We start from the raw sequence: 25,374 nt of genomic DNA, 5'->3' as shown, positions 1-25,374 counted from the left end.
GCAGGGAAGGCCGAGTGATTGGCTACACCTGTATGCTGCTGTGCGGTTTTCCTGCGTGTGCTTTTCGCGCAGCGGACCGCGGGTGCCAGCCGGCACCCGGCCTTCCCTGCGCCCTCTTGGACAAGAGGGTGAAGCGACGAAGCAAAGCTCGGGCGGAATCAGCCGCGAGAATGCGAAGCTGCGCGGTTCGCCATCACGCATGCCGAACTACAGTCGCAACCAGGAGGACGAGGACCGCGAAAACGACAATCTCCATGGCATGCGAACGATTGGCCAACGACGGAGGTTCCCCGATTTCACGAGCAATGCCGAGCAGGAGTCCGCAAGGTCGCGCACAGCAGGCCCAAGACATCGCCAAGCTGGCAGTGGCCAGGCAGCGAAATTTTAAGATCATTAACAATGTTGAATCCCTGGCCGGAGCGATTGCCCTACCGTGAACCTTTCCGCCGGGGCTTTCCATGATCGATACCGCGACCAAGGCGTTGTTGCGCACCGTTCTGGACGAGGTGTGTGAAGCTGTTCCACGCTGTGAGATCGGCGCCAGGACTCGCGTAGCCTCGAAGCTTCTGGAGACTGCAAGCAGGGGCGACATCTCTGCGGATCGTCTCAAACTAGCGGCCCGCAATGCCCTTTCAGAAGTCCCGACGATGTGATGATGGTCATGTGGGGGCAGGGGTGAATTTCCACGTGACGGTCCTCAAGATCCTGGTGAGCTACCCGGATGGGTTCGCCGCCATGGAGGATCTCAAGCGGGATATGGCCATTCTGGCGACCAGCGGTCGCGACTGGACCGAGCGCACCCGGCGGCTCGCCGGGCGGGTGCCGGGGCTGGACATCTTTTCGCAAGGGCTGATCGACCGGACAAATGGCGGGTGGCGCATCACGGCCAAGGGCCGCGCCGTGCTCGGTCTGATGGAAGCTCGTCCGGACCAAGCGCCGATTGCCACCCAACAACCTCCCTCAGAACCAGAGCTTGGCCCGGCGGTCTCGCGGCACATTCCGGCGGAGAGGATCCGAGGACGACTCGCCGCGCGCCGTCGCCGACGCAATGCCCGCATGCAGGCTCGGGCGTCCTAGCGAGGAACGAGCGTCGCTCCCGAAGCTTGAGCAAACGCCTTGTGATGGAAGACGCTCATGCAAAGTTCCGACGCCACCTTGTCGACGGCCCGTTTGTCGCGAGCGACGGACGATATCTGGGTCGTGGACGATGCCCCGATCAGCGCTGCCGGTCTGAAACTTCCGGTGCGCATGACCGTCATTCGGCTCTCGAACGGCGATCTCGTGCTGCATTCGCCGGTGAGATATTCGCCGGCTCTCCGTGGTGAGCTGGAGCGGCTAGGGACCATAAGGTACTTGCTCGCGCCGAATATCGCGCACTGGATGTTCCTGTCCGACTGGCAGAGAGAGCTGCCACAGGCGACGACTTTCGCGGCGCGCGGCCTTTCGGCGCGTCGGCAAGTTCGAGCAGCACGGATCCACATCGACCGCGAGCTTGGAGAGGCGACGCCTGCGGAATGGAGGGCCGACCTCGAAGCCGTCTCGGTGAACGCGCCGATGTTCTCCGAGATCGAGCTGTTCGACAAGCGCAGCCGGACACTGATCCTGACGGATCTGGTGCAAAATCTCGATCCCAATGATCTCAGCGCGTCAAACGAGGCCGCGGCAAACCTCCTCGGCATTTCCGAGCCAAACGGAACGGCGCCGGTCTATCTGCGACTGCTGCTGCGCCTCGGCGGCCGTTCCGTGCGGTCGGCAGCCGAGCGGCTCATACGGCTGTCGCCGGAGCGGGTGATCTTCGCGCATGGCGACTGGTTCGAAGCGGACGGAACCGAGCGTCTCCGGCGATCCCTGCACTGGCTGCTTCCGGCGGGCGACTCCGGATCCGAGCCGCGGCAAATGACTGGCACGCGCGTCGTCATAACCGGTGCCTCGAGCGGAATCGGGCGTGCTGCGGCGCTGGCCTTCGCCGGAAAGGGCGCAAGCGTGGTCCTGGCGGCACGCCGTGCCGAAGTCCTGACGAACCTCTCCGCGGAATGCGAGGCGCTCGGAGGCCGCGCATTGGCAATCCCGACCGATGTCACCGATGCCGAGGCGGTGCAGCGGCTGGCCCGAGAGGCGGAAGACGCGCTCGGTGGCATCGACGTCTGGATCAACAACGCCGGCACCGGCGTTTTCGGGGCCTATCAGGACGCGGATATCGCACTTCATCGCCGAACGATCGAGGTCAATCTCCTCGGCACGATGCATGGCGCTTTCGCGGTGCTTCCGATCTTCCTGCGCCAGAACCGCGGTATCTTGATCAACAACATCTCGCTCGGCGGCTGGGCTCCGACGCCTTTTGCTGCGGCCTACGCAGCGAGCAAATTCGGCCTTCGGGGCTTCACCGCGAGCCTGCGTCAGGAGCTCAGGGCTCATCGCAACATCCATGTCTGCGGCGTCTTCCCGGCCATGGTCGACACGCCGGGCTTCGTCCACGGCGCCAACATGTCCGGCCGGACGCTCGATCCCGGTCCGCTGCTGTATCAGGCGGAGGACGTTGCCGAGACGTTCGTGAGCCTCGTCCGCGCACCCCAAGATGAGGTCGCCGTGGGCTGGCCGGCGCGTGCCGGCCAAATTGCCTACGCGATGGCTCCGCAGATTACCGAGAACATCCTGGGGGTTGCCTTCCGCTACCTGCTGTCGCGCGCGCGCCCGGCGAAGAGCAGCGAGGGCACCATGATCGAAGCTGGTCCGCAGGGCACGTCAATCGATGGCGGTTGGCTGTCACGCAAGCAGCTCCCACCTGCCGGGGTCATCAGTCAGGGGCTCGCGGCGCTGGGACTAGCTGCGGGCGTGGCTCTCCTGGCTTCAGCAGTTGCGCGTCGCGCTGGCAGATCGGGACAAGGCGTCGCCAAGCACAAGCATGTCCTGCCGAGGCAGATCACGGCAGCGCGTAGGCCCGCACGTAATCGCCGAGTTTAGTTCCGAACGAGCCGTGGCCGCCATCGACCGTGACGACATATTGCTTGCCGTTGGCCTCATAGGTCATCGGCGTCGACTGGCCGCCGGCAGGAAGGCGGTCCTGCCAAAGCCGTCTGCCATCGCGAACGTCGAACGCGCGGATGTAGTCATCCATCGTTCCCGTGATGAAGACGACGCCGCCCGCGGTGACGATCGGACCGCCCAGCATGGGAACGCCGAGCTTGAATGGCAGCGGCAGCGGGGCCTGATCGCGGATCGTGCCGATGCGATGCTGCCAGACCACCTTGTGCGACTTGAGATCGATCGCGGCGATGTTGCCCCATGGCGGGGCAAGGCAGGGGATGCCGAGCGGTGAGAGGAAAATGCCGAGGTCGACGCCATAGGGGGCGCCGTACATCGGCTGCACGCCGAGCTCGGTTCCCGGCGGATGCGCCGCGTTCGGCGCTGCCGGATTGTCTTTCCCGCGCGGCACGAGACGCGAGACGAAGGGAATCGATTGAGGGTTCGCGATCGCGATCTGGCGTTGCGGATCGACGGCAATGCCGCCCCATTCGAACATGCCGAAGTCTCCTGGAAACACCAGCGTGCCTTGCTCAGACGGCGGCGTGAACGGCCCCTCATAGCGCAGGCGCTTGAACTTGATCCGGCAGGCGAGTTGGTCGAACATCGTGCTGCCCCACATCTGCGCGTCGGTCAGCATGCCGGGCGGGCGAAAGCTCAACTCCGAGAAGGGCTGGGTCGGCGACAGCCGGTCTCCCTTCGCGGCGCCCTGCGGCACCGGCTTCTCCGGTGCGGGCACCAGCTGACGCCCGTCGCGGCGGTCGAGCACGAAGATGTCGCCGGTCTTTGCCGGGATGTAGATCGCAGGCGTCACGCCGCCGTTAAGGCGCAAATCGACCAGACTGGGCTGCGACGGCATATCCATGTCCCAGAGATCGTGGTGCACGTTCTGGAACGACCAACGCAGTTTCCCGGTCATGAGATCGAGGGCAATCAATGCCGAATCGTAGCGCTCGTTCTCGGGCGAACGGCCGCCGCCCCAAATATCCGGAGAACTCGAGCCGAGCGGCACATAGACCAGTCCGAGCTTCTCGTCGACCGCGGAAATGCTCCACGAATTGGGTGAGCCGGCCGTGAAATGATGCGAGGCCGAGGGCATCTCGTTCGGATCGGAATTGCCGGCATCGAATGCCCAGATCAGCCGTCCTGAATAGATGTCGAAGCCGCGGATCACGCCCGACGGCACGCGATCGGAATAGTTGTCGATCACCGCTCCGCCGACGATCAGCAACTTGTCCGTGACGACGGGCGGCGAGGTGCCCTCGTAGAAGCCGAGTGTCTGGATCTCGCTGCCCTGCTTGAGATCGATCTGTCCCTGATTGCCAAAATCCTGGCAAGGCACGCCGCTCTGCGCATCGAGCGCGAACATCCGTCCGTCGTTGGTCGGTATGAAAATGCGCCCCGCACAATCGCTCGGGGCCGGCGTGCCGTCGGCAGTTATCGCGCCGGGTTTGGTCGCGTGATAGGACACGCCGCGGCAGGTCATGTGCTGGAAGGCCTTGTTGTGCTGCACCTGCGGATCGAACTTCCAGCGCAGTTTTCCGGTCGCGGCTTCGAGCGCGAACACGATCTGGTGCGGCGAGCAGGTGTAGAGCAGATCGCCCACCTTGAGCGGCGTCGCCTGGTTGGTGATCTCGTCGGGATCGTCCGGGCCCTTGTGATCGCCGGTGCGGAATTCCCAGGCGAGCTTGAGGTCCTTGACGTTGTCCTTGGTGATCTGGCTCAGCGACGAGAAGCGCGTACCGAAGCCGCTGCCGCCGTAGGCCGTCCAGTTCTGGCCGGCAGCGGGCTGGTCCGGTTCGGGAGACGCAATGGCCCCCGTTGTTTCGCCCTCAGGTATCGTGCCGGCAAGATCGCGGCGATCGCTCGTCAGGGACATGCCGACGACGATGGCTGCGGCGACCAACACAAGGCCAAGCGCCCATCGCGCCGCGCGCAAGCGAGGCCCCAGGCGGGAGGCAATGAAGGGCAGTATCAGCCACAGGCCAAGCGGCACGAGCACGTCGCCGCGCGGCGCCAGCGACCAGAAATCGAAGCCCGTTTCCCAGATCGCCCAGGCCATCGTTCCCGTCAGCAGCGCGGCATAGATCCAGAGCGCCTCGGCACGACGGCGCGCGAGCAGCCAACTCGTGAGCAGAAGCATGACGCCCGCGATCAGATAGTAGACGGAGCCACCGAGGGCCGCGAGCCAGGCACCGCCCGCGAGGAGGCCCAGTCCCATGATGGCAACGAGCACAATGGTGATGGCCAGCAATGGCGCGTCACGGAGCCAATTCATTGAACGATGCATGGGAGGCATGATGGTCACTTCAGCGTATAGAGAAACGCCGCGATGTCCCGCGCGTCCTTCTGCGGGATGCCCATTCTCGGCATGGCATTGCCCGGCAACGCCCGCTGTGGATCCTCGATCCAATCAGCCATGTTGTCCGGCGAGTTCTGGATGTAGCCGGCGATGTAGGTCCGCGTGCCGATCCGATGCAAGGGTGGGCCGACATTGCCTTCGGCGCCGGCAATGCCGGGAATATCGTGACAGCCGCCGCAGTGATACTGCTTGACGAGGTCGGCGCCACGACGCGCGTCGCCGGTGAAGTTGTCCGGGCCCGCAGCCTTGCAGGCGGCGCCTGTGGTAGCCAGCAGCGCGGTGACTAGCAATCTCGTGATCGGATTTGCCATCGCTGCTTCCCGGCGATCAGGGCTTCTGGCCGAAATTGAAAGACTTGGTGGCAGACCAGGGATCGGTCGTCGAGACCTGCTCGCTCGGGACTTGCTCGACTTCGGGCGAAGGCAGATTCGCGGAAAAGGTTCGGCCCCATTGGTGGCTCGGCTCGTTGCTGATCTTGCCGATATAGGTGACGAGATCCCAGATCACGCTGTCGGGCAGCACGCCGCCCCAGGCCGGCATTCCATTCGGCCGCCCCTGGTAGATCGAGAGAAAAATGTTCTCTGGCTGCGAGCCGTAAGTAAAGTTGTTGTTGCTCAGTGCCGGACCCATGCCGCCGCCGCCATTTGGCGCGTGGCAGCCGACGCAGTTGAAGTTGACGTAGTAGGTCATCCCGCGCTGCTCCGCATTGGGATCGCCCTGCACAGGGTTCTTGATCTGCGGCGGGTCCGGCTGCGCGCCGGGATGGAGGTGACTGACGGGGACCTGCATGAAGACGCCGGGCCTGCCATTGCCGACGCTGCCACCGAAGTTCGGGCGCGGAGACAGCGTCGGCATCTGCGCCTCCTGCGACTGCGGCAAAGTCTGCTGGGCCAGTCCCGCACCATTCGGCACAACCGCCAGCAGCAACGACAGGGCGCTCGCGCGCAGCACTGGAGCAGACATCACTCATGTCCTCCCGATACCGTAACCGGTTGGTCCACCAGCGGAACGCCGTAACTGCGCAGCAGCGAGGTGATCTCGGACCGGTGCTCGTCGATGAATGCATTCAGTCGGTCGCGCAAGGCGTCGTCGCCTTTGCGCACGCCCATCGCGATGGCGAACTGGAACTGCTGAGGTGCAAAGCGCTCGTAATCCCGGATCGGCGTGACCGTCAGGGGGACGGGAGAGCGCTGGGCGAAATATCCGGCGAGCGGACCCCAGGCTGCGGCGACATCGAGGCTGCCGTTTTCGACGGCTTCGATCAGGCGCGCCGGCGGATCGGCCTGGCGATAATCACCGTAGATGGAGTAGCCGCGGACGTTGTCAACGATGCCCTGTTCGCCGAGCGCTTGCGCGGGCGGCGGATTGTTGCCGTCATCGCCGATCAGATGCACGCCGATCGCGAGGTGATGCAGGCGCGGGTCGAGCAGGGACGAAAGGTCGAGGTGCTGGTCCTGCCGCGTGACGAACACGTAGCTCGAGCGATAATAGGGCTTGGTCGTCTCGACCAGATCATAGCCGGACGGCACGCCTATGACGACGTCGCATTTGCCGGCTTTCAGCGTATTACGGATGAAGCCGCGGCGCTGCGCCCACCAGGTGTAGGAGACCTGCAGGCCGAAATGCTCGGCCACCATGGCCGCGAGCCTGTTCTCGAATCCTGCTTCGGCGCTGTTCGAGAACGGCAGATTGTTGGGATCGGCACAGACGCGAAGCTCGCGATCCGACGCTGCCGCCGCCGTGGTTGCAAGCCCGACCAGAAGAGCGATGCCGGGATAACTATTTCGAAGGCGCATGGCTGGTGTCCTCACCATTCGCGCCGCCGAGTTTGAAGACCAGCAGCTCACTCCCGCCGGCGGTGTAGAACGGCAAATCCTGGGTCGCACCGACAAAACCGAGCGCGCCGTTGCGCACCCGCGGATCGACCTCGGCGTTGGCCACCACACCCGGCCAGCCGCCGACGCCCGACAGGATCGCGATGTATTGCTGTCCGTCGGAGCCGCGATAGGAGATCGGCTGGCCAATGAATCCGGAGCCGGCGCGGAATTGCCAGAGGACATGCCCGTCCTTGGCATCCACGGCCTTGAACAGCCGATCCATGGTGCCGTAGAACGCGACGTCGCCTGCCGTAACCAGCGCGCCGCTCCAGACCGGCAGCTTCTCGTGGATCTCCCAGACCTTCTTGCGCGCGACGGGATCCCACGCCATGAATTCGCCGCGGTGGCCGCCGGGGCCGGCATACATGTCGACATCGGCGCCCACATAAGGTGTGCCTGCGATATAGCCGACCTGCGATGCCTTGAAGTTCATGCAAAGATGCTGATGCGGCACGTAGAGCAGCTTGGTGCGGGGCGACCAGGCGGTTGGCTGCCAGTCCTTGGCGCCCGGCGCGGCCGGGCAGATGTTCTCGACGGTCTTGCCGGCGAGCGGCGTCTTCTCCTCGTTGGGGATGATCTTGCCGGTCTTGAGATCGACGCCGTTATAGGCATTGACGAATTCAAACGCGTCCGCCGAGATGACTTCGCCGGTCGCCCGATCCATCACGTACATATAGCCGTTGCGGCCCGGGTGGATCAGCACCTTGCGCGGCTGTCCATTCAGTTCGAGATCGACGAGCACATTCTCGTTGATCTCGTCGTGGTCGAACAGGTCGTGCGGGTTGATCTGGTAAGCCCATTTGGCGCGGCCGGTGTCCGGGTCGCGGGCAAAGATTGTGGTGCTCCAGAGATTGTCGCCGCTGCGCTGGTTGGCGTTCCATGGGCTCGGATTGGCTGTGCCGTAGTAGATCAGATTGAGTTCGGCATCGTAGGAGATCCATCCCCACATCGTGCCGCCGCCGACCTGCCAGCGGTCGGCCGGCCACGTCTTCACGCCGAGATCCTTGCCCTTGAGACTGTCGTAGAACGGCTTGAAGTCGTCGCCGATCAGCACGTCCTTGTCCGGGCCCGTGGCGTAGGCGCGCCACGCAATGGCCCCGGTGTTTTCATCGAGCGCGGTGACCCAGCCGCGCACGCCCATCTCGCCGCCGCTGTTGCCGACGAGCACCTTGCCCTTGACCACGACGGGAGCCATCGTGATGGTCTCGCCCTTGTTGATCTCCCCGAGCTTCGTATGCCACAGCTCCTTGCCGGTCTTGGCGTCGATCGCGACCGTGTGGTTATCAAGCGTGTTGAGGAAGACCTTGCCGTTGTCGAAGGCGAGTCCGCGATTGACCACGTCGCAGCAGGCAACGCCCGCGGCTGCCGGTTCAGGCTTTGGCGCGTAGGACCATTTCAATTCACCGCTCGTGGCATCGAGTGCGAACACACGGTTGGGGTAGGGGCCGGCATAGGGGCCGACCACATACATGGTGCCGTCCACCACGAGCGGCGCCGCCTCCTGGCCGCGATCGGCACCGACCGAGAACGTCCATGCAAGCTGCAGCCGCGATGCATTGGAGGCGTTGATCTGATCAAGGTTGCTATAGCGGGTGTTGGCGTAATCGCGCGCCGCCATCGGCCATTGGCCTGGATCTTTCATGCGGCTGGCAAGATCGGTCTGTGCCGAGGCGGACGACAGCAACGCGCAGGACGCGCAAAGGGCACAAAGGAAGCCTGGAAGTCGGCCCAGCAAACGCGTGAGACCACGCACTAACATATGTAAAGATCTCCACGGCAGTGAGCAGTGACGAGGCCGTGCGCCGTTGCAGGCCGGTTTACGAACCTACAAACGTTCCGACTTCGCTTGGTTCCAAAGAGGTGAGACCGACGACGAGCTATCTCACGACGTTGCCGGATACGCCGGCGCCGAGGTCAACTGCGATCTGATCTTCCTTGCCGTTACACTTGGGGTGGCCAAATCCAGACGGACTTTTGCCGTCGGGTCCGATGTCATAGATGATTGCGTCTTTCATGTTGGGGCTGACGCCGGCCGGCACGCGGTCGAGCCCGAGCTGGTGACGCACGCGCCAGGCCACGTTGTGATCCGCGCAGGAACTGTCGCCGCTGACGCCCAGCGCGCCCGTGATGCCGTTGCCGTCATAGAGCGCCAGCCCTCCCCCGAACACGATCGTGCCGCCGATCGGCTTGCCCACCATTGGATCGCTGGCCGTGCCGAAGCTGTCCGGAGATCCGGCGTACAAGGCTTCCGGGAACGGCGGGTTGCCGAGTGCCGCGCCGAATAGGAACCCGCCGGGCTGCGCCCCGGCATAGAGATTGGCCGTCGCCATCGCCTTGTCCTTTAGGCTGAACGCATTCGCCGTATTGGCCTTCTCGGCCGCGATGGCCCGGCTGCCGAGCCACTGGTCGTCGACCTTGCCGCCGCTATAGGCAACTGCGCAGACGATGCCCTGCCGATTCACGACGGCAGCCCACTCGTTGTTGTCGAGACCGCCGTTGCTGGGGCCGCCGCCCGGCTTGACACTCTTCTTGAGGATATCGGCGAGCTTGTCATGGTCGACCGGGCACGACATCCCTGACTTGGGTTGGTCCTGCGCGCTCAAGACTGCAGGCACCAAGAATGCTGCGGTGAAGATTGCCGTTAGCACCATGACGGATCGTTTTTCCATGTGGCCTCCGTGGAGTGTCGCAGTCGGCAGGCGAACGTTCGAACAGAAGTTGCGGTTCCTATGCAGCGTCGCTCAGCCCGGATGTTGAAGGGAGCGGCAGGCGGGAATGACCGCCGTTCGCAGTCAGCCAGCGGTGAGCAAAGAACAACGCGGCGCCGGTATAGAGTAGGCCCATGGGCACCCACATCAGGATGCCGGCGAGCTGCTGGTCCTCGAGTGCCGAGAGGCCGAATTCCCCGGCGAGGGCGCCCTGGCCTGGGATCCACAGCCGCGGCGACACGGTCAGCAGAGCTCCGAGCACGCCGGAATGCAAAATGGTGATGAAAAGGCACGCGACAGCGATGCCGTCGCGAATTCGAGTGCTACGGCCCTGACCGCGGCCATGCAGCAGCACCCACCAGAACAACAGCGCAGTCGCGAAGAAGCTGATGTGCTGGAGACGATGGATCGCCGTATTCTCGAGCGCCCACGCATATAAAGGCGGTGCATGCCAGACCCAGAGCGCTGCGCCGTGCAGGATGGTCGCGCTCATGGGGTGGCTTACAAAACGCCAGGGCCACGCCAGGATCGGCCAATTGAGCATGCGACCCGCGGCCGGGCGCAGCCGGGCTGGCAAGCTCCACAGCAGCGGGCCATTGATCCGGGCGTACGCCATCAGCGGTGCCGCGACCACCATCATCAGTTCGTGCTCGATCATGTGCGCAGTGAACAGACGCTCGCCGAGCCAGTGCAGCGGCGAGGTCACGGCAAGTGCGGCCACCAGCCATCCGGTCCAGAACGCGGCCACCTGGCGGAAGCTGACGCCACGGCCACCACCTGCATGCTGCCAGAGCCGCTGCGTTCCGACATAGAAGCCGATACCGACGGCATAGAGCGGGGCCATGAGCCAGGGATCGTAGCTCCAGAGCGAACCGGGATCGACATCCGATAGTCCGTGCGCATCGGCCGGCGCCGCGAGCAGCGCGAGCAGCAGTGCTGCAAAGCTCAGCGCAGGCATGGGCTGATCATGAGCGAGGCGGCGAACTGGTTCGCAATCACCAGCGCAAATAACACGCCGGAGCCGACGCCGAGCCAGGCCATGAACGTTCGTGGTCCGCCACCCCGCGCATCGGCCCATTCAGCCCCCGCGCCGCGCCGAACGGCGCGGGCCGAAATGACGGTGCCTGCCAGCGCGACGACAGCCAGAACCGCGCTCATGATCGCGCCGCTGAGCCTGGTCTGTTCGCAGGAGAAGTGCGCGAGCACGTAGACGCCCTGCAAGTTGATACCCCACGCGATGGGCCCGAGCGCAACGCCGGCCCAATAAAGCAGTCTGGAATGTCGATCGGCTGCGGTCATAGGCGTGGCACCCAATCGAGCAAGACATAGAGCGGCAGCCAGGCGAGCACGACGAAGTTCCAATAGAACACGTTGTCGGTCACGTCGCTGAACCGGCGCGGTTTCGCATGGCGCGTGAACATCAACACCGCCAGCACGACCGTGTCGCCGACATCCGTGGCAAGGTGGGTCGTGTGCAGCCCCAGAATGAGCCAAACAATGGAGCCGTAAGCTGAATTGTCCCAGCGGGTGTTGAGATGCGCGAACTCGAAGCCGCGCAGCACCAGCAGGGCAATGCCGATCAGGGCCATCACGATGAGTCCGGTCCGCACCTTCGCGAGATCCTGCCGGTGTGCGGCGCGGTTGGTGATCTCGTTCGGGATGATGCTCAGCAGATAGATCACGACTTCGGCTGTGCCCGGCCAGAGATCGGGCGGCGAGGCGCCGATCGGCCAAGTTGGGTTGACGGCGTAGAGATAGAGATAGGCACCGATGGCAATGGCAAAGCCCATGCCCTCCAGCGCCATGAAGCCCATGGCGCCCCACCACGGTCCGCTGCGCGGGCCATAGCCGTAAGTCGGCAGTTCAGCGACATTGCGGACGATAGTCTGTCTCACTCCTCGTCCTCCTTGCTGCCGCTCGGCCAGAACCAGCCGATCAACGTCACGGCCATCGGTGGTGTGCCCCAGAGCACGGCCCAGGGCGTGAAGATCGAGCCGATGAAGAACACTGTCGTCGCGATAGCTGTGAGCAGCGGCCAGATGCTGGGTTCGGGCGAAGCCTCCCGGATCTGCGGCTCAGCTTCCGCGAGCGAGGTCAGCAGGACCTCGCGCCGCTCGGCGCTCAGACCCGCGACCACGGGCAGGCTCTCGCTATCGGCCCACAGCGGATCGCGGTGCTTGACCACCGGAATGCGGTCGAAATTCTGCGGCGGGGGCGGCGATGACGTCGCCCATTCCAGCGTTGAGGCATCCCAAGGATTGTCGCCTGCAAGCGCACCTTTGCGAAGGCTGTAGATCACGTTAACCAAAAGCAACGCGAAGCTGAGCGCGAAAATGAGAGCACCACCGCTGGACACGAGATTCAGGTGCGCCCAGTCCATGTCGGCGGTGTAGGTGTAGACCCGGCGCGGCATTCCGATCAGCCCGAGGATGTGCATCGGGAAGAAGGCGACGTTGAAGCCGACGAAGGCGAGCCAGAAATTCCAGCGCCCGAGTCGCTCGCTGAGCATGCGGCCGGCGATCTTGGGAAACCAGTAGTAGACCGCGCCGACCAGCGGGAACACAGCGCCGCCGATCAGGACATAATGGAAGTGGGCGACGACGAAATAGGTGTCGTGCACCTGGGTGTCGATCGGGACCGAGGCGACCATGACGCCGGACAGCCCGCCTAGCACGAAGATCACGATGAAGCCGATCACGAACAACAGCGGGGTCCGGTAGACCGGACGCCCGTCCCAGAGCGTTGCCAGCCAGCAGAAGATCTGCAGCCCGCTCGGCACTGCGATCAGCATGCTGGAGGCTGTGAACAGGGCCGCGCCGAGTTGGGGCAGGCCCGTGACGAACATGTGGTGGACCCAGAGACCGAACGACAGGAAGCCGGTCGCGATCAACGAGAGGATCACCACGGGATAGCCGATCACCGGCCGTCGTGCGAACGTCGCGAGGATCGCCGAGACCATTCCCGTGCCCGGGATGAAGATGATGTAGACCTCGGGATGGCCGAAGAACCAGAACAGATGCTGCCAGAGCAGGGGATGTCCGCCCGAGGAGGAATCATAGAAGCGCGTGTTGACGAGGCGATCCAGGATCAGTGACGTCGATGCGACCATGATCGAGGGCATCGCGAACATCACAAGGAAGCTCGTCACCAGCATGGCCCAGACGAACAGGGGAATGCGGTCGAGCGTCATGCCGGGCGCGCGGAGCTTGAACACGGTCACGATGATTTCCACGGAGACGGCGAGCGCCGCGACCTCGGTGAAGGTGATCATTTGCGCCCAGACATCCGGGCGCTTTGTCGGCGTAAATTGCAGCGAGGAGAGCGGGACATAGGCAAACCAGCCAACGTCCGGGCCGACATTCAGCGCAAAGGAAATCCAGAGAAAGCAGCCGCCGAACAGAAACATCCAATAGCTGAAGGCGTTCAGTCGCGGAAAGGCGATGTTCCGCGTGCCGACCATCAACGGCACCAGATAAACGGCGAACGCCTCCATGACCGGCACGGCGAACAGGAACATCATCGTCGAGCCGTGCATCGTGAAGACCTGATTGTACTTGTCGGCGGAGAGAAACGTCTTCTCCGGCCCGGCCAGCTGAATGCGCATCAGGACCGCGAGGAGGCCGCCGAGGAGCAGGAATACGAACGCCGTGATGATGTAGCGGCGGCCGACCACCTTGTGGTCGACCGACGTCAGCGCGCCCATCCAGCCGGACGGCGTGCGCCACACTTTCTCCAGCTGTGTGGAAAGTCGAAGGCCGTTCAGGACGTCGTCCCGCAACTCATTTGGTTCAGCGGCGATGCTCACTTGAGCTGCTCCAGATAATGAATGATGGCGATCATTTCATCCGATTGCAGCGGCATCCTCGGCATGAGATTGCCGGGCTTGATGTGCTGGGGATCGGCGATCCAGGCGCCGAGCGTGGCCGAATTATTCGGCAACGTTCCCGCCGCGATGGTCGTGCGGCTGCCGATATGCGTGAGATCCGGGCCGAGCTGCCCGCCGGCCAGCGTGCCGCTAATGTTGTGGCACAAGGCGCATCCGCGCGCCCGGAACAGAGCCTCGCCCTGCTTGCCGAGCGGATCGGCAGGGCTGTTGGCGCTCTGGTTTGCATGGTCACGCCAGCGGCCGAACTCGTCGGGCGGCAGCGCGATCACGGCAAATGCCATGTGGGCGTGCTGGATCCCGCAGAACTCGGCGCATTGCCCGCGATAGATGCCCGCGTTCTTCGCCGTGAATTGCAGCTCGTTCTTCTGCCCGGGGATCAAGTCCATCTTGCCGGTCAGGCTGGGCACCCAGAAACTGTGGATCACGTCGGCCGATTCCAGTTCCAGTCTCACCGGCTCGCCAGTGGGGATTCGAATCTCGTTGGCCGTCACGAAACTCTGGTGCGGACTGTCGGCCTCATAGCGGACCTCCCACCACCATTGGTGGCCGATGATCTTGAGGATGTGGGCTTTCTCGTCCTTGGCAAAGACGGTACGTTGTCCGGCATAGCTCACGAAGGAGAGACCGAGCACGACGGCGGTGGTCGCAATCCCAAGCGCGAGGATGACGCGCCCGGAGCGTTCCTCGAAGGCTTGGTGAAGGTCAAGCGGCCGATCAGCCGAACGTTTTCGCCGCATCATTCCGATGCAGAGCGCGATCACGACGGCGGTCCAGACGACCGCCGACACAGCGAGGAAGATGAACAGCGTGTGCAAGATCTGGCCGGATTGCAGCCCTTGCGGATCGAGCGCCGATTGCCGGCCCGCACACGCCGTGAGCGGCCAGATCGTGCACAACACCAGAACCCTTCGCACCCAGACCTGCATTGACGCCTTGTCGCACTCCGCTTCACAGGCGGAACCGGGCAGGCCTACAAAGGTTCCTATCCGCTAATCGGAGCGATGGGCCGAAGAGGGATGTCCGACATCAATCATCGGGCTAGAATGGCCAGCCCTTCACGGCGATCACGATCGCCGCATCGCCAGCGGCCATCAGCAACAGGACGGCGAGACTGGCGATGATTGCGCCCGGCTGGGCAAGCACGCGCAACTCTCCGAGCATGTGTCGGCTCCAAAAAGCAGCAATGCCGCGATGACCCTGAGGGTTCCTGCGGACACGCCGGGCGTTGACGTGCGAGCGCCGGAACGAAGGCCCGAGATCGCGCGTTCCTGCGACGAATTGAGGGTTCACGTGCCGCGCTATCATTTTGATCTGGTCGACTCCGAGACCGTCGCCGACGAGGGAGGAGCTGAATTGCCCGACGACATCGTGGCGCTGGACGTTGCCGAGGAGATCGCGAAGAGGCTCCTTGCGGAGCGTCCCGAACTCAGGAATCGTCATTTTTCCATCCTGGTCACGAACCAGCAGGGTGAGGAGATCGGGAAAGTGCCACTGGATGTCCTGCACTGAAGTCGCGGCCTGACATGGCGTTGAGGATCGGAGTGATCTCGGATACGCACGGCCTTCTCAGACCTGAGGCCGGACGCCGTCTTGCAGGGGTGTCGCATATCCTCCACGCTGGTGATATCGGCGCGCCGGAGGTTCTGGAGAGGCTTTGCCGAATAGCGCCCGTCACCGCCATCAGGGGAAACGTCGATGTCGGCAGTTGGGCGAGGCGCTATCCCGAAACCGAAACAGTGCACCTCGGCGCTCGTTGTTTCTACCTCCTTCACGATCTCAAGGCGCTCGCCATCGACCCCGCGGCAACCGGTGTGAACGTGGTGATATCAGGACATTCGCATCGGGTGCAGGTCAACACGATCAACGGAGTGCTTTTCCTGAATCCTGGAAGCGCCGGTCCAAGGCGATTCAAGCTGCCGATCACGCTGGCAACGCTCGATCTCGATGAGGGCGGCGACCTGCGGCCCACCATCCATGAGCTCGACGCGTGAACGAAGCGCATGCGTAGCAGCTAGTGGGTATTCGACTTTTGCCATCGCTCCAGATCAATCGGGGGACGCTTTGGGTCGATCTGCTCCTTCTCGGGATTTCCCTGCCAAGGCTGGTCCGTCTGCCGGTGGGTTGGCAAATCCGTCTGCTGTCGCGGATCGTCGACCGGTGTTTCTCTCGGGTCGTTTTCAGGCGCTTTCGCTTTCGGCATAACTTGTCCTCTCTGCGATCTGTCGGTGTGGTGGCACGCGATCAACGTACGCCAGCGATCCCGCCATCATCAGCTTCCGGGTGCCGTCCTTCTCCGTTTCCCGCGATAGAGCCTGGACCATGAACAAAAAGCCTTCCGTATGAACTGCGGGGTCAACACGGGCAGGAATCGTTCGTTCCTACGGGCATGCATCAGCATCGATCAGGAACGACCGCCGCCCCATCTCATTGCCAGCGCATGAGGTCGCGAGACCGAAACAAGGAGCATGCAATGTCCAAATTGCCCCCCATACCGCCAGAGCAGCGCAGCGACAAGGGACCCGGATCTGATCCCAGGATCGAGACGGATGAAAGAGTCCCCGACCGCGAGAACTTCGACACCCAGGGTCGTCACGGCAACATCAAGCAGAACACGACAAACCAAGGCTACCAGCAGGACCGATGAATGCCACACAAGAACTCAGACAGTGAACGCTTCGGTGGTCCGGGCTCCTCGCGGCAGGATCGCAAGCACCCCGAAAAGGGAGGTCGCGAGCATGAGCGCCCTGCGCCCGGAACGGCTACCAACGACCGCAAATCACACGTCTCGGGAGGCGGTGGTGAGCGCGATCAACATCACACGCACGACGATCGTGAGAGGAGCTGAGCAATGGCTAAGACAACTTCGAGCTTGATGCTGATCGCGTTCCTGGCGACCGCGTCGATAGGGGCCGCCTCGGCGCAGAGTGGCGGTGGCGGCGGTTCGGGAGGATCGGGCGGAGCAAGCGCGAGCAGCACGAGCGGCGGCACCGGCGGTGCCACAAGCCCTGGGTCGGCAGGCCTTGGGTCTGCAGGAGCTACAAACCAGACGGGCGGTGCATCGCCCAGCCTGGGCAATCCAGGCGACGCGGCCGCGGCTTCGCGTGGCACGACGGCTACCGGCACGAACACCGCTGGAACGGCCCAATCGAGCGGTGGCGGGCCGCGAGGATCGACCACCGTCGGGCGGGCCGGCAATCCCGCAGGGGGGACCAGCAGCGGACGGATTGACGGAACTGCGACACCCGGTCCGTCGATCCCGGGCGACGCCGAAATACGCTCGGAGAACTCTCAGGATTCCCACGTCGATCGAAAGATCAAGAGCATCTGCAAAGGCTGTTAGATCGGCGATCAGGACGCCGGGTTTTCCGGCGTCCAATCGAGGTCGTCCTCGCTTCGAGGTTCGGGGTCGGGCGAGCAGGGCTTGATCTTCAGGTCATCCTCGAGCCTGGGCTGACCCCCGCCGCTTTCGACCAGACCGGCGTCTTCGGCCTTTTTCAGGGTTTCCTCTTTGGTTGAAAACGTCCGGCTCAGTTTTTCGCCGTCCTTGAACAGGGCATACGCCATATTGGCTCCTCGCGATTGGAATCATCGAAGACTTTGACGTGGGCGGACACACACGGCCACCGTCGCTCCTTTGTCGCTTGGTGAAGCTCTAGCCGACTTCCCTGAGATTGCTCAGGATCGCCAGGTGACGCTGAATGATCGGCGGCGACATCTATGCGACCTGCTGTTCGCCGGGGTGCCATCTGATCGCAAATACGACGTGGAATCTCCAATGTTGGATTCACAAGACGCTGCGACCGTTTCGAACGTTCCTATCGCCGCCGTAAGCAGCCGGGCGATGCTCCACCTGATGTCGGCATCCTGGCACGAGCCCGCAGGTTAACGCAGGTTATTGGCACGGGAAGTGCGTCATGATCATAGGAACGGCAGCACTGAGGACGGTTTGTCCATCATCCAGATGCCGACCGGCGCACGAGCAAAATCATGCAACACAGAAATTCACGCAGCTTCCCGATTTCCGCGGGCGTCCTTCTCGGGCTTGGTCTGGGCGGGTTTTTTGACGGCATCGTGTTTCATCAGCTGCTGCAATGGCATCATATGTTAAGCGGCTGGTATCCGCTCAACTCCATCGACAACGTCAAGCTCAACACGACCTGGGACGGCATCTTCCACAGCGCGGCCTATGTTGTTGTGCTCCTCGGCCTGTATGTGCTGTGGCAACGGGCGCGCAGGTCTGACATCCACTGGTCGCGCGGCCAGTGTCTCGGCGCGGTGTTGCTCGGTTGGGGCATCTTCAATCTGGTTGAAGGCGTGGTTGACCATGAGGTCTTCAAGCTGCACCAGGTGAATGAGACCGTGCCTCACGAGCAGCGCATCTTCTGGGACATCGGCTTCCTGCTATGGGGTGCGGCCATGTTGGTCATCGGCGCCGCCATGACACGCGCCGGCACGCAAGGGAGGGTCCATGCGGAAAGCAGTCTACAGCCTCGCTAGAGAGACCCCGCCAGCTCTGGTCTATGCCATTTTTATATTGCTGCTGATGCTCGCTACAGCACCGGCCTTTCGCATCGTGCTGTTGGGTGTGTCGCTGGATGATCTTCTGCAACTACGCTGCTTCAATCCCGGCTGATGCGCGGTTATCACGCCTCATGTCTTCCCGGAGGTAACATGGTCGAGTTCAGGCTTCCGAAACACTCCCGCGTCGAAAAGGGAAGGATCTGGCCCAAGCCGGACAGCAAATCGTTGCGCGAATTCCAGGTCTATCGCTGGAATCCCGACGACGGACGCAATCCCCGGCTCGACACCTACTTCGTCGATATGAGCGATTGCGGGCCCATGGTTCTGGATGGTCTGATCTGGATCAAGAACAACATCGACTCCACGCTGACATTCAGGCGGTCCTGCCGCGAAGGCGTGTGCGGCTCCTGCTCGATGAATGTCGCCGGCCAGAACACGCTCGCCTGCACCAAGTCCATGAGCGAGGACGTTCCGAACGGCGAGCCGCTGCGCGTGCTGCCCTTGCCGCATCAGCCAGTGGTCAAGGACCTCGTTCCCGACCTGACGAATTTCTACGCACAGCTCGCATTGATCGAACCTTGGCTGCAAACCGTGTCACCCACACCACCGAAGGAATGGCGACAGAGCCATGAGGATCGGGCCAAGCTCGACGGGCTCTACGAGTGCATCCTCTGCGCCTGCTGCTCGACATCTTGTCCAAGCTACTGGTGGAATTCCGAGCGTTTCCTCGGCCCAGCGGCCCTGATCCAGGCGGCCCGCTGGGTCAATGACAGTCGCGACGAGGCGACGGGCGAGCGCCTCGACAAGCTCGAAGACCCCTTCAGGATTTATCGCTGTCACACCATCCTCAACTGCGCGAAGGCGTGTCCCAAGGGCTTGAATCCGGGCGAAGCCATTTCCGGATTGCGCCTCAAGATGGTCGAACGGAAGTTCTGATCGGGGACGGACACTCGCGCATGAAGGAACGATGGCTGCGGGGTAGGCTTATCGACCAAACTGGAGGCGCCTGATGGGCAAGAAACAATTCGCCGCGTTGCCGTTCATGCTGAACAATTCCGAATTACGCGTGATGCTGATCACGACCAGGCGCAAGCGCAGGTGGAGTGTCCCGAAGGGATCGCCGATGCGCAAGACGGAGCCGCACCGTACGGCTGCGCTCGAGGCGTACGAGGAGGCCGGTCTCGTCGGCGTCACCGCAAAGCGCGCGCTGGGCTCCTTCAAGCATCGCAAGCGGAAGGGTGATCGCAAGCGGACCATGAACGTTGCCGTCTTTCCCATGAGGGTCCACGGGCAGGAGCGCTGGTGGCCGGAAAAGGGAGAGCGTGAAGCAATCTGGGTCTCGCCGAAGACGGCGGGCCGTCTGGTGCACAAGGCGCAGCTTCGTCGTCTAATCGCCCGCTTCGCGGCGCAGACGGAGAAGACCGCCCCCTCACCGCTGAGCGATGGCATGGCTCCAGGAACCCGCGTCTCGTCCAGTTATTCAAGGTAGATGAACCAGCAACCGACCGGACTCGCATTCGAGGAGCGACCGCCTCATGAGGTCTTGGCCGCGGCGATCAAGCGACGCTGCGCGATCCTGTTCGTCGGCGCCGGCGTCTCGATGGCTGTCGGCCTGCCGTCCTGGCAATCTCTGATCGACCATCTGCTGGATGACCTTGGACTTGAGCGCGACGTGATCGCTGGGATGCACGGCGGCTATCAGATGCTGGCGGAGTACTACCGGCTGAAGCGCGGCGGAATCGGCCCGCTCCGCAGCTGGCTCGACCGCAACTGGCGCGTCGACCCGGACAGGATCGCGGCCTCACGGCTCCACCGGCTGATCGTGGAGCTCGATTTTCCGACCATTTACACCACGAACTACGACCGCAACCTCGAGACGGCCTTCGAGGTCCTGGAAAAGCCCTATGCCAAGATCAGCAACGCAAAGGACATTGCAAGCGCCCGTTCCGGCGTCACGCACATCATCAAATTTCATGGCGACTTCGACGACGATGCCTCGCTCGTCTTGACCGAGACCGACTTCCTCAACCGGCTCGCGTTCGACTCGCAATCGATATCCGGTTTCGCGCCGATGCCTTGGGCAGCACGCTGCTTTTCATCGGATACAGCATGTCCGATCCCAACATTCGGCTCCTGCTGCATCGGATTTGGCAGAGTTGGGATGAGTCCGGGCACCGCCAGGACCGACCGAGGTCCTTCGCGTTCGTCACGCAGCGCAATCCGGTGCAGGAGGCTGTATTGGCGAACTGGGGCATCACCACCATAGCGTCGCCTGACGGCGTCAGCCCAGATGATGGTGTCAGCCAGTTTTTGCTGGACATCCGCCGGCGTATCGAGCGAGAGAGCTAAAGCGGTCCCTGGCGCGCCTTGAGCGTTTGCTCTGCTGCCGCGGGGCCGCTCGGCTCAGCGGCGGGATCGGTCAGAAGGAGGATCGATGACCAGTCCGCACCTGGGCCGGTCACCGATATCCCCTATATCGCCGTGCATAGGCATAGCGAGGATTGACGCCGCAATAGGCGTGCGTTCCCGATGCAGTCGCCATGCACTGAGCGTAACTGGCGAACTGGCAGTTGCCCGGATAGCCCCAGACGCGGCCCTGAAGGCAGTAGCGGTCTTGTGCGACGGCCGCCGTTGGGGAGCCGAGGCCCGTCACGAGCGCGAGAGAGGCGGCGGCCAGGAGCAATCGATGCTTCATGGAAATCTCCATTTCAACATTGAACGTGCCTCGTGAAGCGGCGTTCCAAGTGCAACGTTTACCGACTCCTCTAATTGCGACCTGAACGCGATGCGGCCCCGGCGAGGAGAGGATCTCACCGAGGCCGCTCTCATGCGCGCAACAGCAAGGGCGCGCTTTGGAGGATTGCTAACCGCGAACCGCTAGCGACGCGGCGTGGCGCCGTTGGACGGTGGGGTCGTTTCGTTGCGCATGCCGGAAGGACTGGAAGCACCTTGTCCGCCCCGCTCGACATGGGTGATGCCGCCGCCGCCGCCGGTTCCGCCTGAGCCGCCATCTCCAGCTCCAGCACCGCCTGCGCCTGCGCCGCCAGCCCCGGCACCAGCGCCCGCGCCGCCGCCAGCACCGCCTCCGGCCCCACCACCGGCGCCGCCTGCGCCACCACCGGCGCCACCGCCAGCACCTTGCGCGAACGCTGCGCCGACTGAAGCGCCTGCAAGCATTGCTGCCGTAAAGATCGTCAGGATTGTCTTACGCATCTGTCTTCTCCTTGAGGTTTCGATGTCGGATCAATCATGTGAAGCATCCACCGTTCCTAGCCGTGCAGCGTGATCAAGCTCTGTCGTCGACGACTCCGCGTCGATATTGCGAAGGCACGGCAACTTCGTCGAACCGTTGGGCGAGAGCATCGAGAGCCGCGCGCATCTGCGGCCCCTGCATGGCCGCGCCGTGCCCCGTGACGACGATCTCCGGAGCGAGTGCGGCAAGTGCGCGCACCGATGTCTTGGCGCTTCCCCAATCGGGGGTGAAATACATCGGGGGCCCGTGCATCTCCGGCGTTTGCGTCACTGCGGCGTAGACGGATTCCTGCCGCGTCGTGATGAAGGCATCGCCGGCAATCAGCACGCGGTCGCGTTCGCGCCAGAGCGAGATATGCCCTGGGGTATGGCCGGGGGTATGGATCCACTGCCATTCCGGCATGAAGGGCACGCTGTGATCACAGGGAAGATCATAAAGGCGCGATGCGACATCCACCGGCTTTGTCGGGAAGAGCGGAGAGAGCCGAGCGAGCAGCCCGCCACCGACGCTGGGATCGGCCGACGGATAGGATTGGCTTCCGTCCAGATAGGGATGCTCGGCCGCATGGGCATAAACCGGCACGTGCCATTCATTCCCTAGCGTTTCGAGCACGCCGACGTGATCGAAGTGCCCATGCGTCATGACAATGCAGGAAGGCCGGCCGTTTCCTCCAAACCGGGCTTTCGCGGCGGAGCGGATGGCGCCAGCCGATCCGGGAATGCCGGCGTCCACCAGCACCCAATTGCCGTCGCCGGCGTTTTCGAGGCCGACGAAAATCACGTTGACGATCGCGAGCTGACGATAGGCGACGTCAGCGACGATCTGCCGCGTGTTGTCATTGCGGTCGAGGTCGGATTGCGCGTGCTCCGCGTCGGCGGAAGAGGGAAGCGGGATCTGCGTCATGTCCATTCAAGTCCGAGTTGGTCAGCTCACTAGCGCTCGATTGTGCCGATCCGCCGGATCTTCCTCTGAAGCAGCATCACGCGGTACAGCAGCGCCTCCGCGGTCGGCGGGCAGCCGGGCACGTAGATGTCGACCGGCACGACACGATCGCAGCCGCGCACGACCGAATACGAATAGTGGTAGTAACCACCGCCATTAGCGCACGACCCCATCGAGATGACGTAGCGTGGCTCGGGCATCTGGTCGTAGATCTTGCGAAACGCCGGCGCCATCTTGTTGGTGAGCGTGCCCGCGACGATGATCACATCCGACTGGCGCGGCGATGCGCGCGGCGCGAAGCCGAAGCGTTCGGCATCGTAACGCGGCATCGACATCTGCATCATTTCGACCGCGCAGCAGGCGAGCCCGAACGTCATCCACATCAGCGACCCGGTTCGCGCCCAGGTGATCAGCTCCTCCGCGCTCGCCGTGAAGAAGCCCTTGTCCGCAAGATCGTCGCGGATCGTCATGAAGAACGGATCGGAAGTGTTGTCGGGCCGTCCCTCGCCCGGCCGGCCAAGTCCGGGCCGGCCAAGTCCAGGCCGGCCAAGCGAAGCGCCTGAGCTGCCGACGTGCGGAGAGCTGTCTGTCATTCTTGTCCCTAAGCGCTGCGGCCGTTTGGCGATGCGACCACACGTTCGGGAAAACAGTCATTTGCATGCCGCGTTCCTGCGGCGGTAGCGGGATTTGTGTTCTGTTATCGCAGGTTAGCTTCGGGTCCGGCGGCCGGAACCCAGCGTCGGCGTCACGGATCACTCTAGGAACGATCCACCGAAACTGCGGTTGGCGGCGACAAGGCCGGTGAAATGGAGAACATGAAATGACGAACGCAGCCCGCGATACATTCGTGGTTGGATTACGCAATGCGCATGCGATGGAAGTGCAGGCGCGAGAGTTGATGGAACGTCAGTCGGAACGATTGGACGAATATCCCGAGGTCAAGGCCAAGGTTGCCGCCCACCTTCAGGAAACCAACGAGCAGCTGAAGCGGCTGGAGAGATGCCTGGAAGCCTGCGGGGAGAGCACCTCCAGCCTCAAGGATACGACGCAATCCATGATGGCGAACATGCAAGCCATGGCACACTCTGTCGCCGGCGACGAGATTCTCAAGAACACATTCGCCAACAATGCCTTCGAGAATTTCGAGATTGCTGCATACAAGTCTTTGCTCGCCCTCTGCGGCGCCGCTGGGTTCGCGGAGGCCAAGGAGCCTCTTGAGACGTCGCTGAAGGAGGAGCAGCGCATGGCCGCCTGGATCGACTCGAACGTCGAGAAGGTGACAATGGAATATCTGGCGCATCAGCGCCAGGCGGCCTGATCGCACTCCACACCCACCACGGCGAGACCGGCGGCTTCGGCCGCCGAGTCCGCCTGCGGTCATATCGGCTCGCAGGACCGGAACCCTCTTATCCACGTTTGGCTGTAATGGCGCACATCATTTTCAGCGACTACCGTAGTCCCGCTGCCGAACAGGCCTATGAGATCGCGTGGGACTTTCTGGCCCGCAGCGGGGCGATCCACGATGAGTTCGAGGCGTGCGTGTTTCTGGCCCAGCGCATCACCATGATGGTCGAGGAAGGCCAGGAAAACCGGATCCGGATGGCCAATCGCGCGATCTCCGAATACCAGTACCATCTCGAGAACTTCTGCAAGCGGGCCCGTGGCGCGGCTGCTACACGGGCTTGAGAGTTCGCGCGGGTTCCGCGCGTTCCTCGGCTCGTTCTGCCGTTTACTGCCCATCGGCGATCGTTAGCTGTCCGCGTGCCCCGGTACGTCCGCTCCTGCGCGGTGCAATGGCCGGAACAAGTGCCGGCGCTTCCCCGGCCATGCGCATGGCGAAATAGGCGATCGTCGCCTTGAGACCGTCTTTGAGCGCCACGCGCGGGCGCCATCCCAGCGCTCGAACGGCTGTGTCGATCACCGGTTTGCGGCGCTTTGGATCGTCCTTCGGCAACTCCTCGAATCGGAGCGGCGAGATTGACTCCGTATACGCCAGCACGTCCCGCGCAATAGCCTCGATGGTGACCTCGTGGGGATTGCCCAGATTGCACGGACCAGTAATCGAGGATGGACTCTCCATGAGCAGCTGGAGGCCGCGCACGAGATCGTCGACGAAGCAGAAGCTCCTGGTCTGCGTACCACCTCCATAGATCGTGATCGGCTCTCCGCGAAGCGCCTGCACGATGAAGTTGGAGACCACGCGTCCGTCATTCTCCAGCATACGGGGTCCGTAGGTGTTGAAGATGCGCGCGACCTTGATTTCGACGCCGTACATGCGATGGTAATCGAACATCAGCGTTTCCGCGGCCCGCTTGCCCTCGTCGTAGCAGGCCCGGGGCCCGATCGGATTGACGTTGCCGAGATAGGTTTCCGGCTGGGGATGCACTTCGGGATCGCCGTAGACCTCGCTGGTCGATGCCTGCAGCACCCGGGCGCCTTTCCGTTGCGCGAGCTCCAGCATGTTGATGGTGCCGAGCACGCAGGTCTTCATCGTGCCGACTGGATCCTTCTGGTAATGCCTGGGTGAGGCTGGGCAGGCAAGGCTGTAGATCCGGTCGATGTCGCCCTCGATCTCGATGGGATCGCGCACGTCGTGTTCGATGAAGCGAAAATTCGGATGATTGAGCAGCGGGCGGATGTTGTCGATCCTTCCCGTAAACAGGTTGTCGAGGCAGATCACGGTATGACCGCGCTGCAAAAGCGCATCGCAGAGGTGGGATCCGATGAAGCCGGCGCCGCCGGCCACCAGAACGGTGGGAGAGCGGCGGGACGCGTTGATGCGGGTCTGAACTGTCATGTGCTGC

General features: G+C 63.1%; 31 protein-coding genes and 1 pseudogene. 13 read left to right on the top strand and 19 right to left on the bottom strand.

All coding sequences use genetic code 11. The annotated features are described in order from the left end of the window. Positions 1-458 precede the first annotated feature (458 nt). The 3 genes from AC0L3B_RS31410 to AC0L3B_RS31400 are packed head-to-tail and all read left to right on the top strand — an operon-like array spanning position 459 to position 2,961. Positions 459-653: a hypothetical protein gene (locus tag AC0L3B_RS31410; RefSeq protein ID WP_018460409.1), complete on the top strand. Its 195-nt coding sequence runs from the start codon at positions 459-461 to the stop codon at positions 651-653. Positions 654-675: 22 nt separating this feature from the next. After that, positions 676-1,077 (top strand): hypothetical protein, encoded by a 402-nt coding sequence (locus tag AC0L3B_RS31405; protein ID WP_377791641.1) that lies wholly within the window; start codon positions 676-678, stop codon positions 1,075-1,077. A gap of 57 nt (positions 1,078-1,134) precedes the next feature. Further along, a complete protein-coding gene (locus AC0L3B_RS31400) occupies positions 1,135-2,961 on the top strand; it encodes an SDR family oxidoreductase (RefSeq protein WP_473381629.1) in 1,827 nt (608 codons plus the stop codon). On the opposite strand, the gene AC0L3B_RS31395 is transcribed toward AC0L3B_RS31400, so the two are convergent. From AC0L3B_RS31395 to AC0L3B_RS31340, 12 genes are all read right to left on the bottom strand, one after another. Continuing rightward, on the bottom strand, positions 2,921-5,299 hold the full coding sequence (locus AC0L3B_RS31395) for a glucose/quinate/shikimate family membrane-bound PQQ-dependent dehydrogenase (RefSeq protein ID WP_473381628.1): 2,379 nt from the start codon (positions 5,297-5,299) through the stop codon (positions 2,921-2,923). The two genes, AC0L3B_RS31400 and AC0L3B_RS31395, sit on opposite strands and share 41 nt — an antisense overlap. Positions 5,300-5,325: 26 nt before the next feature. Beyond that, on the bottom strand, positions 5,326-5,694 hold the full coding sequence (locus AC0L3B_RS31390; RefSeq protein WP_018460405.1) for a c-type cytochrome: 369 nt from the start codon (positions 5,692-5,694) through the stop codon (positions 5,326-5,328). Between the two features lie 16 nt (positions 5,695-5,710). Then, positions 5,711-6,346 carry a c-type cytochrome gene (locus AC0L3B_RS31385; protein ID WP_026234023.1) on the bottom strand — a complete coding sequence of 212 codons (636 nt, stop codon included), beginning with the start codon at positions 6,344-6,346 and terminating at the stop codon, positions 5,711-5,713. Then, positions 6,346-7,179 (bottom strand): substrate-binding domain-containing protein, encoded by an 834-nt coding sequence (locus tag AC0L3B_RS31380; RefSeq protein WP_473381627.1) that lies wholly within the window; start codon positions 7,177-7,179, stop codon positions 6,346-6,348. The genes AC0L3B_RS31385 and AC0L3B_RS31380 overlap by 1 nt, the downstream gene beginning before the upstream one ends. After that, the gene (locus tag AC0L3B_RS31375; protein WP_473381626.1) at positions 7,163-9,019 is read right to left on the bottom strand and encodes a PQQ-dependent dehydrogenase, methanol/ethanol family; all 1,857 of its coding nucleotides are present in this window, start codon (positions 9,017-9,019) and stop codon (positions 7,163-7,165) included. Before AC0L3B_RS31375 ends, AC0L3B_RS31380 begins: the two co-directional genes overlap by 17 nt. Positions 9,020-9,137: 118 nt before the next feature. After that, complete coding sequence (locus AC0L3B_RS31370) at positions 9,138-9,929, bottom strand: GlcG/HbpS family heme-binding protein (RefSeq protein ID WP_247473904.1); 792 nt, start codon at positions 9,927-9,929, stop codon at positions 9,138-9,140. A gap of 58 nt (positions 9,930-9,987) precedes the next feature. Beyond that, positions 9,988-10,926, bottom strand: a complete 939-nt coding sequence (locus AC0L3B_RS31365) for a cytochrome c oxidase assembly protein (protein WP_473381625.1) — start codon at positions 10,924-10,926, stop codon at positions 9,988-9,990. Beyond that, positions 10,914-11,267 (bottom strand): hypothetical protein, encoded by a 354-nt coding sequence (locus tag AC0L3B_RS31360; protein WP_018460399.1) that lies wholly within the window; start codon positions 11,265-11,267, stop codon positions 10,914-10,916. Before AC0L3B_RS31360 ends, AC0L3B_RS31365 begins: the two co-directional genes overlap by 13 nt. Continuing rightward, entirely contained in the window at positions 11,264-11,863 is a 600-nt protein-coding gene (locus AC0L3B_RS31355) for a cytochrome c oxidase subunit 3 (protein WP_247473897.1), read from the bottom strand. The genes AC0L3B_RS31360 and AC0L3B_RS31355 overlap by 4 nt, the downstream gene beginning before the upstream one ends. Beyond that, complete coding sequence (ctaD, locus tag AC0L3B_RS31350; protein WP_247473895.1) at positions 11,860-13,773, bottom strand: cytochrome c oxidase subunit I; 1,914 nt, start codon at positions 13,771-13,773, stop codon at positions 11,860-11,862. Before ctaD ends, AC0L3B_RS31355 begins: the two co-directional genes overlap by 4 nt. Then, positions 13,770-14,753: a cytochrome c oxidase subunit II gene (coxB, locus tag AC0L3B_RS31345; protein ID WP_473381624.1), complete on the bottom strand. Its 984-nt coding sequence runs from the start codon at positions 14,751-14,753 to the stop codon at positions 13,770-13,772. Before coxB ends, ctaD begins: the two co-directional genes overlap by 4 nt. 139 nt (positions 14,754-14,892) lie before the next feature. Continuing rightward, complete coding sequence (locus tag AC0L3B_RS31340) at positions 14,893-15,015, bottom strand: hypothetical protein (RefSeq protein ID WP_018460395.1); 123 nt, start codon at positions 15,013-15,015, stop codon at positions 14,893-14,895. 30 nt (positions 15,016-15,045) lie between these two features. Between AC0L3B_RS31340 and AC0L3B_RS31335 the strand changes: the two genes are divergently transcribed. Then, complete coding sequence (locus tag AC0L3B_RS31335; RefSeq protein ID WP_231190486.1) at positions 15,046-15,363, top strand: DUF6894 family protein; 318 nt, start codon at positions 15,046-15,048, stop codon at positions 15,361-15,363. Between the two features lie 14 nt (positions 15,364-15,377). Further along, a complete protein-coding gene (locus AC0L3B_RS31330) occupies positions 15,378-15,845 on the top strand; it encodes a metallophosphoesterase family protein (RefSeq protein ID WP_247295139.1) in 468 nt (155 codons plus the stop codon). Positions 15,846-15,865: 20 nt separating this feature from the next. Here AC0L3B_RS31330 and AC0L3B_RS31325 read toward each other — a convergent pair whose 3' ends face one another. Further along, on the bottom strand, positions 15,866-16,054 hold the full coding sequence (locus AC0L3B_RS31325) for a hypothetical protein (protein ID WP_083926604.1): 189 nt from the start codon (positions 16,052-16,054) through the stop codon (positions 15,866-15,868). A 270-nt stretch (positions 16,055-16,324) separates the two neighbouring features. On the opposite strand from AC0L3B_RS31325, the gene AC0L3B_RS31320 reads away from it, so the two are divergent. Next, positions 16,325-16,498: a hypothetical protein gene (locus AC0L3B_RS31320; RefSeq protein WP_162847264.1), complete on the top strand. Its 174-nt coding sequence runs from the start codon at positions 16,325-16,327 to the stop codon at positions 16,496-16,498. 704 nt (positions 16,499-17,202) lie between these two features. Here the strand turns inward: AC0L3B_RS31320 and AC0L3B_RS31315 are convergent. Next, positions 17,203-17,418, bottom strand: a complete 216-nt coding sequence (locus tag AC0L3B_RS31315) for a hypothetical protein (protein WP_018460391.1) — start codon at positions 17,416-17,418, stop codon at positions 17,203-17,205. A gap of 423 nt (positions 17,419-17,841) precedes the next feature. Here AC0L3B_RS31315 and AC0L3B_RS31310 point away from each other — a divergent pair, with 423 nt between their 5' ends. From AC0L3B_RS31310 to AC0L3B_RS31290, 5 genes and pseudogenes are all read left to right on the top strand, one after another. After that, positions 17,842-18,351, top strand: a complete 510-nt coding sequence (locus AC0L3B_RS31310) for a DUF2243 domain-containing protein (RefSeq protein WP_085348962.1) — start codon at positions 17,842-17,844, stop codon at positions 18,349-18,351. Further along, entirely contained in the window at positions 18,323-18,487 is a 165-nt protein-coding gene (locus tag AC0L3B_RS31305) for a hypothetical protein (protein WP_204511968.1), read from the top strand. Before AC0L3B_RS31310 ends, AC0L3B_RS31305 begins: the two co-directional genes overlap by 29 nt. A gap of 38 nt (positions 18,488-18,525) precedes the next feature. After that, on the top strand, positions 18,526-19,311 hold the full coding sequence (locus tag AC0L3B_RS31300; protein WP_018460386.1) for a succinate dehydrogenase iron-sulfur subunit: 786 nt from the start codon (positions 18,526-18,528) through the stop codon (positions 19,309-19,311). 73 nt (positions 19,312-19,384) lie between these two features. Continuing rightward, positions 19,385-19,864, top strand: a complete 480-nt coding sequence (locus tag AC0L3B_RS31295) for an NUDIX hydrolase (protein ID WP_018460385.1) — start codon at positions 19,385-19,387, stop codon at positions 19,862-19,864. After that, positions 19,865-20,724, top strand: a pseudogene (locus AC0L3B_RS31290) (SIR2 family NAD-dependent protein deacylase). 109 nt (positions 20,725-20,833) lie between these two features. Here AC0L3B_RS31290 and AC0L3B_RS31285 read toward each other — a convergent pair. From AC0L3B_RS31285 to AC0L3B_RS31270, 4 genes are all read right to left on the bottom strand, one after another. Beyond that, positions 20,834-21,070 carry a DUF3551 domain-containing protein gene (locus AC0L3B_RS31285; protein ID WP_083926601.1) on the bottom strand — a complete coding sequence of 79 codons (237 nt, stop codon included), beginning with the start codon at positions 21,068-21,070 and terminating at the stop codon, positions 20,834-20,836. 182 nt (positions 21,071-21,252) lie between these two features. Next, positions 21,253-21,588: a hypothetical protein gene (locus AC0L3B_RS31280; protein ID WP_143273835.1), complete on the bottom strand. Its 336-nt coding sequence runs from the start codon at positions 21,586-21,588 to the stop codon at positions 21,253-21,255. 73 nt (positions 21,589-21,661) lie between these two features. After that, the gene (locus AC0L3B_RS31275; protein ID WP_166517552.1) at positions 21,662-22,531 is read right to left on the bottom strand and encodes an MBL fold metallo-hydrolase; all 870 of its coding nucleotides are present in this window, start codon (positions 22,529-22,531) and stop codon (positions 21,662-21,664) included. Between the two features lie 29 nt (positions 22,532-22,560). Next, positions 22,561-23,163, bottom strand: coding sequence for a NuoB/complex I 20 kDa subunit family protein (locus tag AC0L3B_RS31270; RefSeq protein WP_473381623.1), 603 nt, complete (start codon positions 23,161-23,163; stop codon positions 22,561-22,563). 227 nt (positions 23,164-23,390) lie between these two features. Here AC0L3B_RS31270 and AC0L3B_RS31265 point away from each other — a divergent pair, with 227 nt between their 5' ends. Next, a complete protein-coding gene (locus AC0L3B_RS31265; protein WP_026234016.1) occupies positions 23,391-23,888 on the top strand; it encodes a ferritin-like domain-containing protein in 498 nt (165 codons plus the stop codon). A gap of 107 nt (positions 23,889-23,995) precedes the next feature. Further along, on the top strand, positions 23,996-24,256 hold the full coding sequence (locus AC0L3B_RS31260; protein ID WP_018460379.1) for a hypothetical protein: 261 nt from the start codon (positions 23,996-23,998) through the stop codon (positions 24,254-24,256). A 43-nt stretch (positions 24,257-24,299) separates the two neighbouring features. Here AC0L3B_RS31260 and AC0L3B_RS31255 read toward each other — a convergent pair whose 3' ends face one another. Then, on the bottom strand, positions 24,300-25,367 hold the full coding sequence (locus AC0L3B_RS31255; protein WP_018460378.1) for a UDP-glucuronic acid decarboxylase family protein: 1,068 nt from the start codon (positions 25,365-25,367) through the stop codon (positions 24,300-24,302). Between the last annotated feature and the right edge of the window lie 7 nt (positions 25,368-25,374).

Source organism: Bradyrhizobium sp. Kon56 (assembly GCF_055807635.1).
The sequence above is the reverse complement of the archived record's forward strand: the minus strand, read 5'-3'. Positions and strand labels throughout refer to the sequence as shown.

What these genes read in the sequence shown, in the direction of transcription:
- AC0L3B_RS31410 (WP_018460409.1), top strand. Translation starts at nt 459, where the DNA reads ATGATCGATACCGCGACCAAGGCGTTGTTGCGCACCGTTCTGGACGAG.
- AC0L3B_RS31400 (WP_473381629.1), top strand. Translation starts at nt 1,135, where the DNA reads ATGCAAAGTTCCGACGCCACCTTGTCGACGGCCCGTTTGTCGCGAGCG.
- AC0L3B_RS31395 (WP_473381628.1), bottom strand. Translation starts at nt 5,299, where the DNA reads ATGAATTGGCTCCGTGACGCGCCATTGCTGGCCATCACCATTGTGCTC.
- AC0L3B_RS31390 (WP_018460405.1), bottom strand. Translation starts at nt 5,694, where the DNA reads ATGGCAAATCCGATCACGAGATTGCTAGTCACCGCGCTGCTGGCTACC.
- AC0L3B_RS31385 (WP_026234023.1), bottom strand. Translation starts at nt 6,346, where the DNA reads ATGTCTGCTCCAGTGCTGCGCGCGAGCGCCCTGTCGTTGCTGCTGGCG.
- AC0L3B_RS31380 (WP_473381627.1), bottom strand. Translation starts at nt 7,179, where the DNA reads ATGCGCCTTCGAAATAGTTATCCCGGCATCGCTCTTCTGGTCGGGCTT.
- AC0L3B_RS31375 (WP_473381626.1), bottom strand. Translation starts at nt 9,019, where the DNA reads ATGTTAGTGCGTGGTCTCACGCGTTTGCTGGGCCGACTTCCAGGCTTC.
- AC0L3B_RS31370 (WP_247473904.1), bottom strand. Translation starts at nt 9,929, where the DNA reads ATGGAAAAACGATCCGTCATGGTGCTAACGGCAATCTTCACCGCAGCA.
- AC0L3B_RS31365 (WP_473381625.1), bottom strand. Translation starts at nt 10,926, where the DNA reads ATGCCTGCGCTGAGCTTTGCAGCACTGCTGCTCGCGCTGCTCGCGGCG.
- AC0L3B_RS31360 (WP_018460399.1), bottom strand. Translation starts at nt 11,267, where the DNA reads ATGACCGCAGCCGATCGACATTCCAGACTGCTTTATTGGGCCGGCGTT.
- AC0L3B_RS31340 (WP_018460395.1), bottom strand. Translation starts at nt 15,015, where the DNA reads ATGCTCGGAGAGTTGCGCGTGCTTGCCCAGCCGGGCGCAATCATCGCC.
- AC0L3B_RS31335 (WP_231190486.1), top strand. Translation starts at nt 15,046, where the DNA reads ATGACCCTGAGGGTTCCTGCGGACACGCCGGGCGTTGACGTGCGAGCG.
- AC0L3B_RS31330 (WP_247295139.1), top strand. Translation starts at nt 15,378, where the DNA reads ATGGCGTTGAGGATCGGAGTGATCTCGGATACGCACGGCCTTCTCAGA.
- AC0L3B_RS31325 (WP_083926604.1), bottom strand. Translation starts at nt 16,054, where the DNA reads ATGCCGAAAGCGAAAGCGCCTGAAAACGACCCGAGAGAAACACCGGTC.
- AC0L3B_RS31320 (WP_162847264.1), top strand. Translation starts at nt 16,325, where the DNA reads ATGTCCAAATTGCCCCCCATACCGCCAGAGCAGCGCAGCGACAAGGGA.
- AC0L3B_RS31315 (WP_018460391.1), bottom strand. Translation starts at nt 17,418, where the DNA reads ATGGCGTATGCCCTGTTCAAGGACGGCGAAAAACTGAGCCGGACGTTT.
- AC0L3B_RS31310 (WP_085348962.1), top strand. Translation starts at nt 17,842, where the DNA reads ATGCAACACAGAAATTCACGCAGCTTCCCGATTTCCGCGGGCGTCCTT.
- AC0L3B_RS31305 (WP_204511968.1), top strand. Translation starts at nt 18,323, where the DNA reads ATGCGGAAAGCAGTCTACAGCCTCGCTAGAGAGACCCCGCCAGCTCTG.
- AC0L3B_RS31300 (WP_018460386.1), top strand. Translation starts at nt 18,526, where the DNA reads ATGGTCGAGTTCAGGCTTCCGAAACACTCCCGCGTCGAAAAGGGAAGG.
- AC0L3B_RS31295 (WP_018460385.1), top strand. Translation starts at nt 19,385, where the DNA reads ATGGGCAAGAAACAATTCGCCGCGTTGCCGTTCATGCTGAACAATTCC.
- AC0L3B_RS31285 (WP_083926601.1), bottom strand. Translation starts at nt 21,070, where the DNA reads ATGAAGCATCGATTGCTCCTGGCCGCCGCCTCTCTCGCGCTCGTGACG.
- AC0L3B_RS31280 (WP_143273835.1), bottom strand. Translation starts at nt 21,588, where the DNA reads ATGCGTAAGACAATCCTGACGATCTTTACGGCAGCAATGCTTGCAGGC.
- AC0L3B_RS31275 (WP_166517552.1), bottom strand. Translation starts at nt 22,531, where the DNA reads ATGACGCAGATCCCGCTTCCCTCTTCCGCCGACGCGGAGCACGCGCAA.
- AC0L3B_RS31270 (WP_473381623.1), bottom strand. Translation starts at nt 23,163, where the DNA reads ATGACAGACAGCTCTCCGCACGTCGGCAGCTCAGGCGCTTCGCTTGGC.
- AC0L3B_RS31265 (WP_026234016.1), top strand. Translation starts at nt 23,391, where the DNA reads ATGACGAACGCAGCCCGCGATACATTCGTGGTTGGATTACGCAATGCG.
- AC0L3B_RS31260 (WP_018460379.1), top strand. Translation starts at nt 23,996, where the DNA reads ATGGCGCACATCATTTTCAGCGACTACCGTAGTCCCGCTGCCGAACAG.
- AC0L3B_RS31255 (WP_018460378.1), bottom strand. Translation starts at nt 25,367, where the DNA reads ATGACAGTTCAGACCCGCATCAACGCGTCCCGCCGCTCTCCCACCGTT.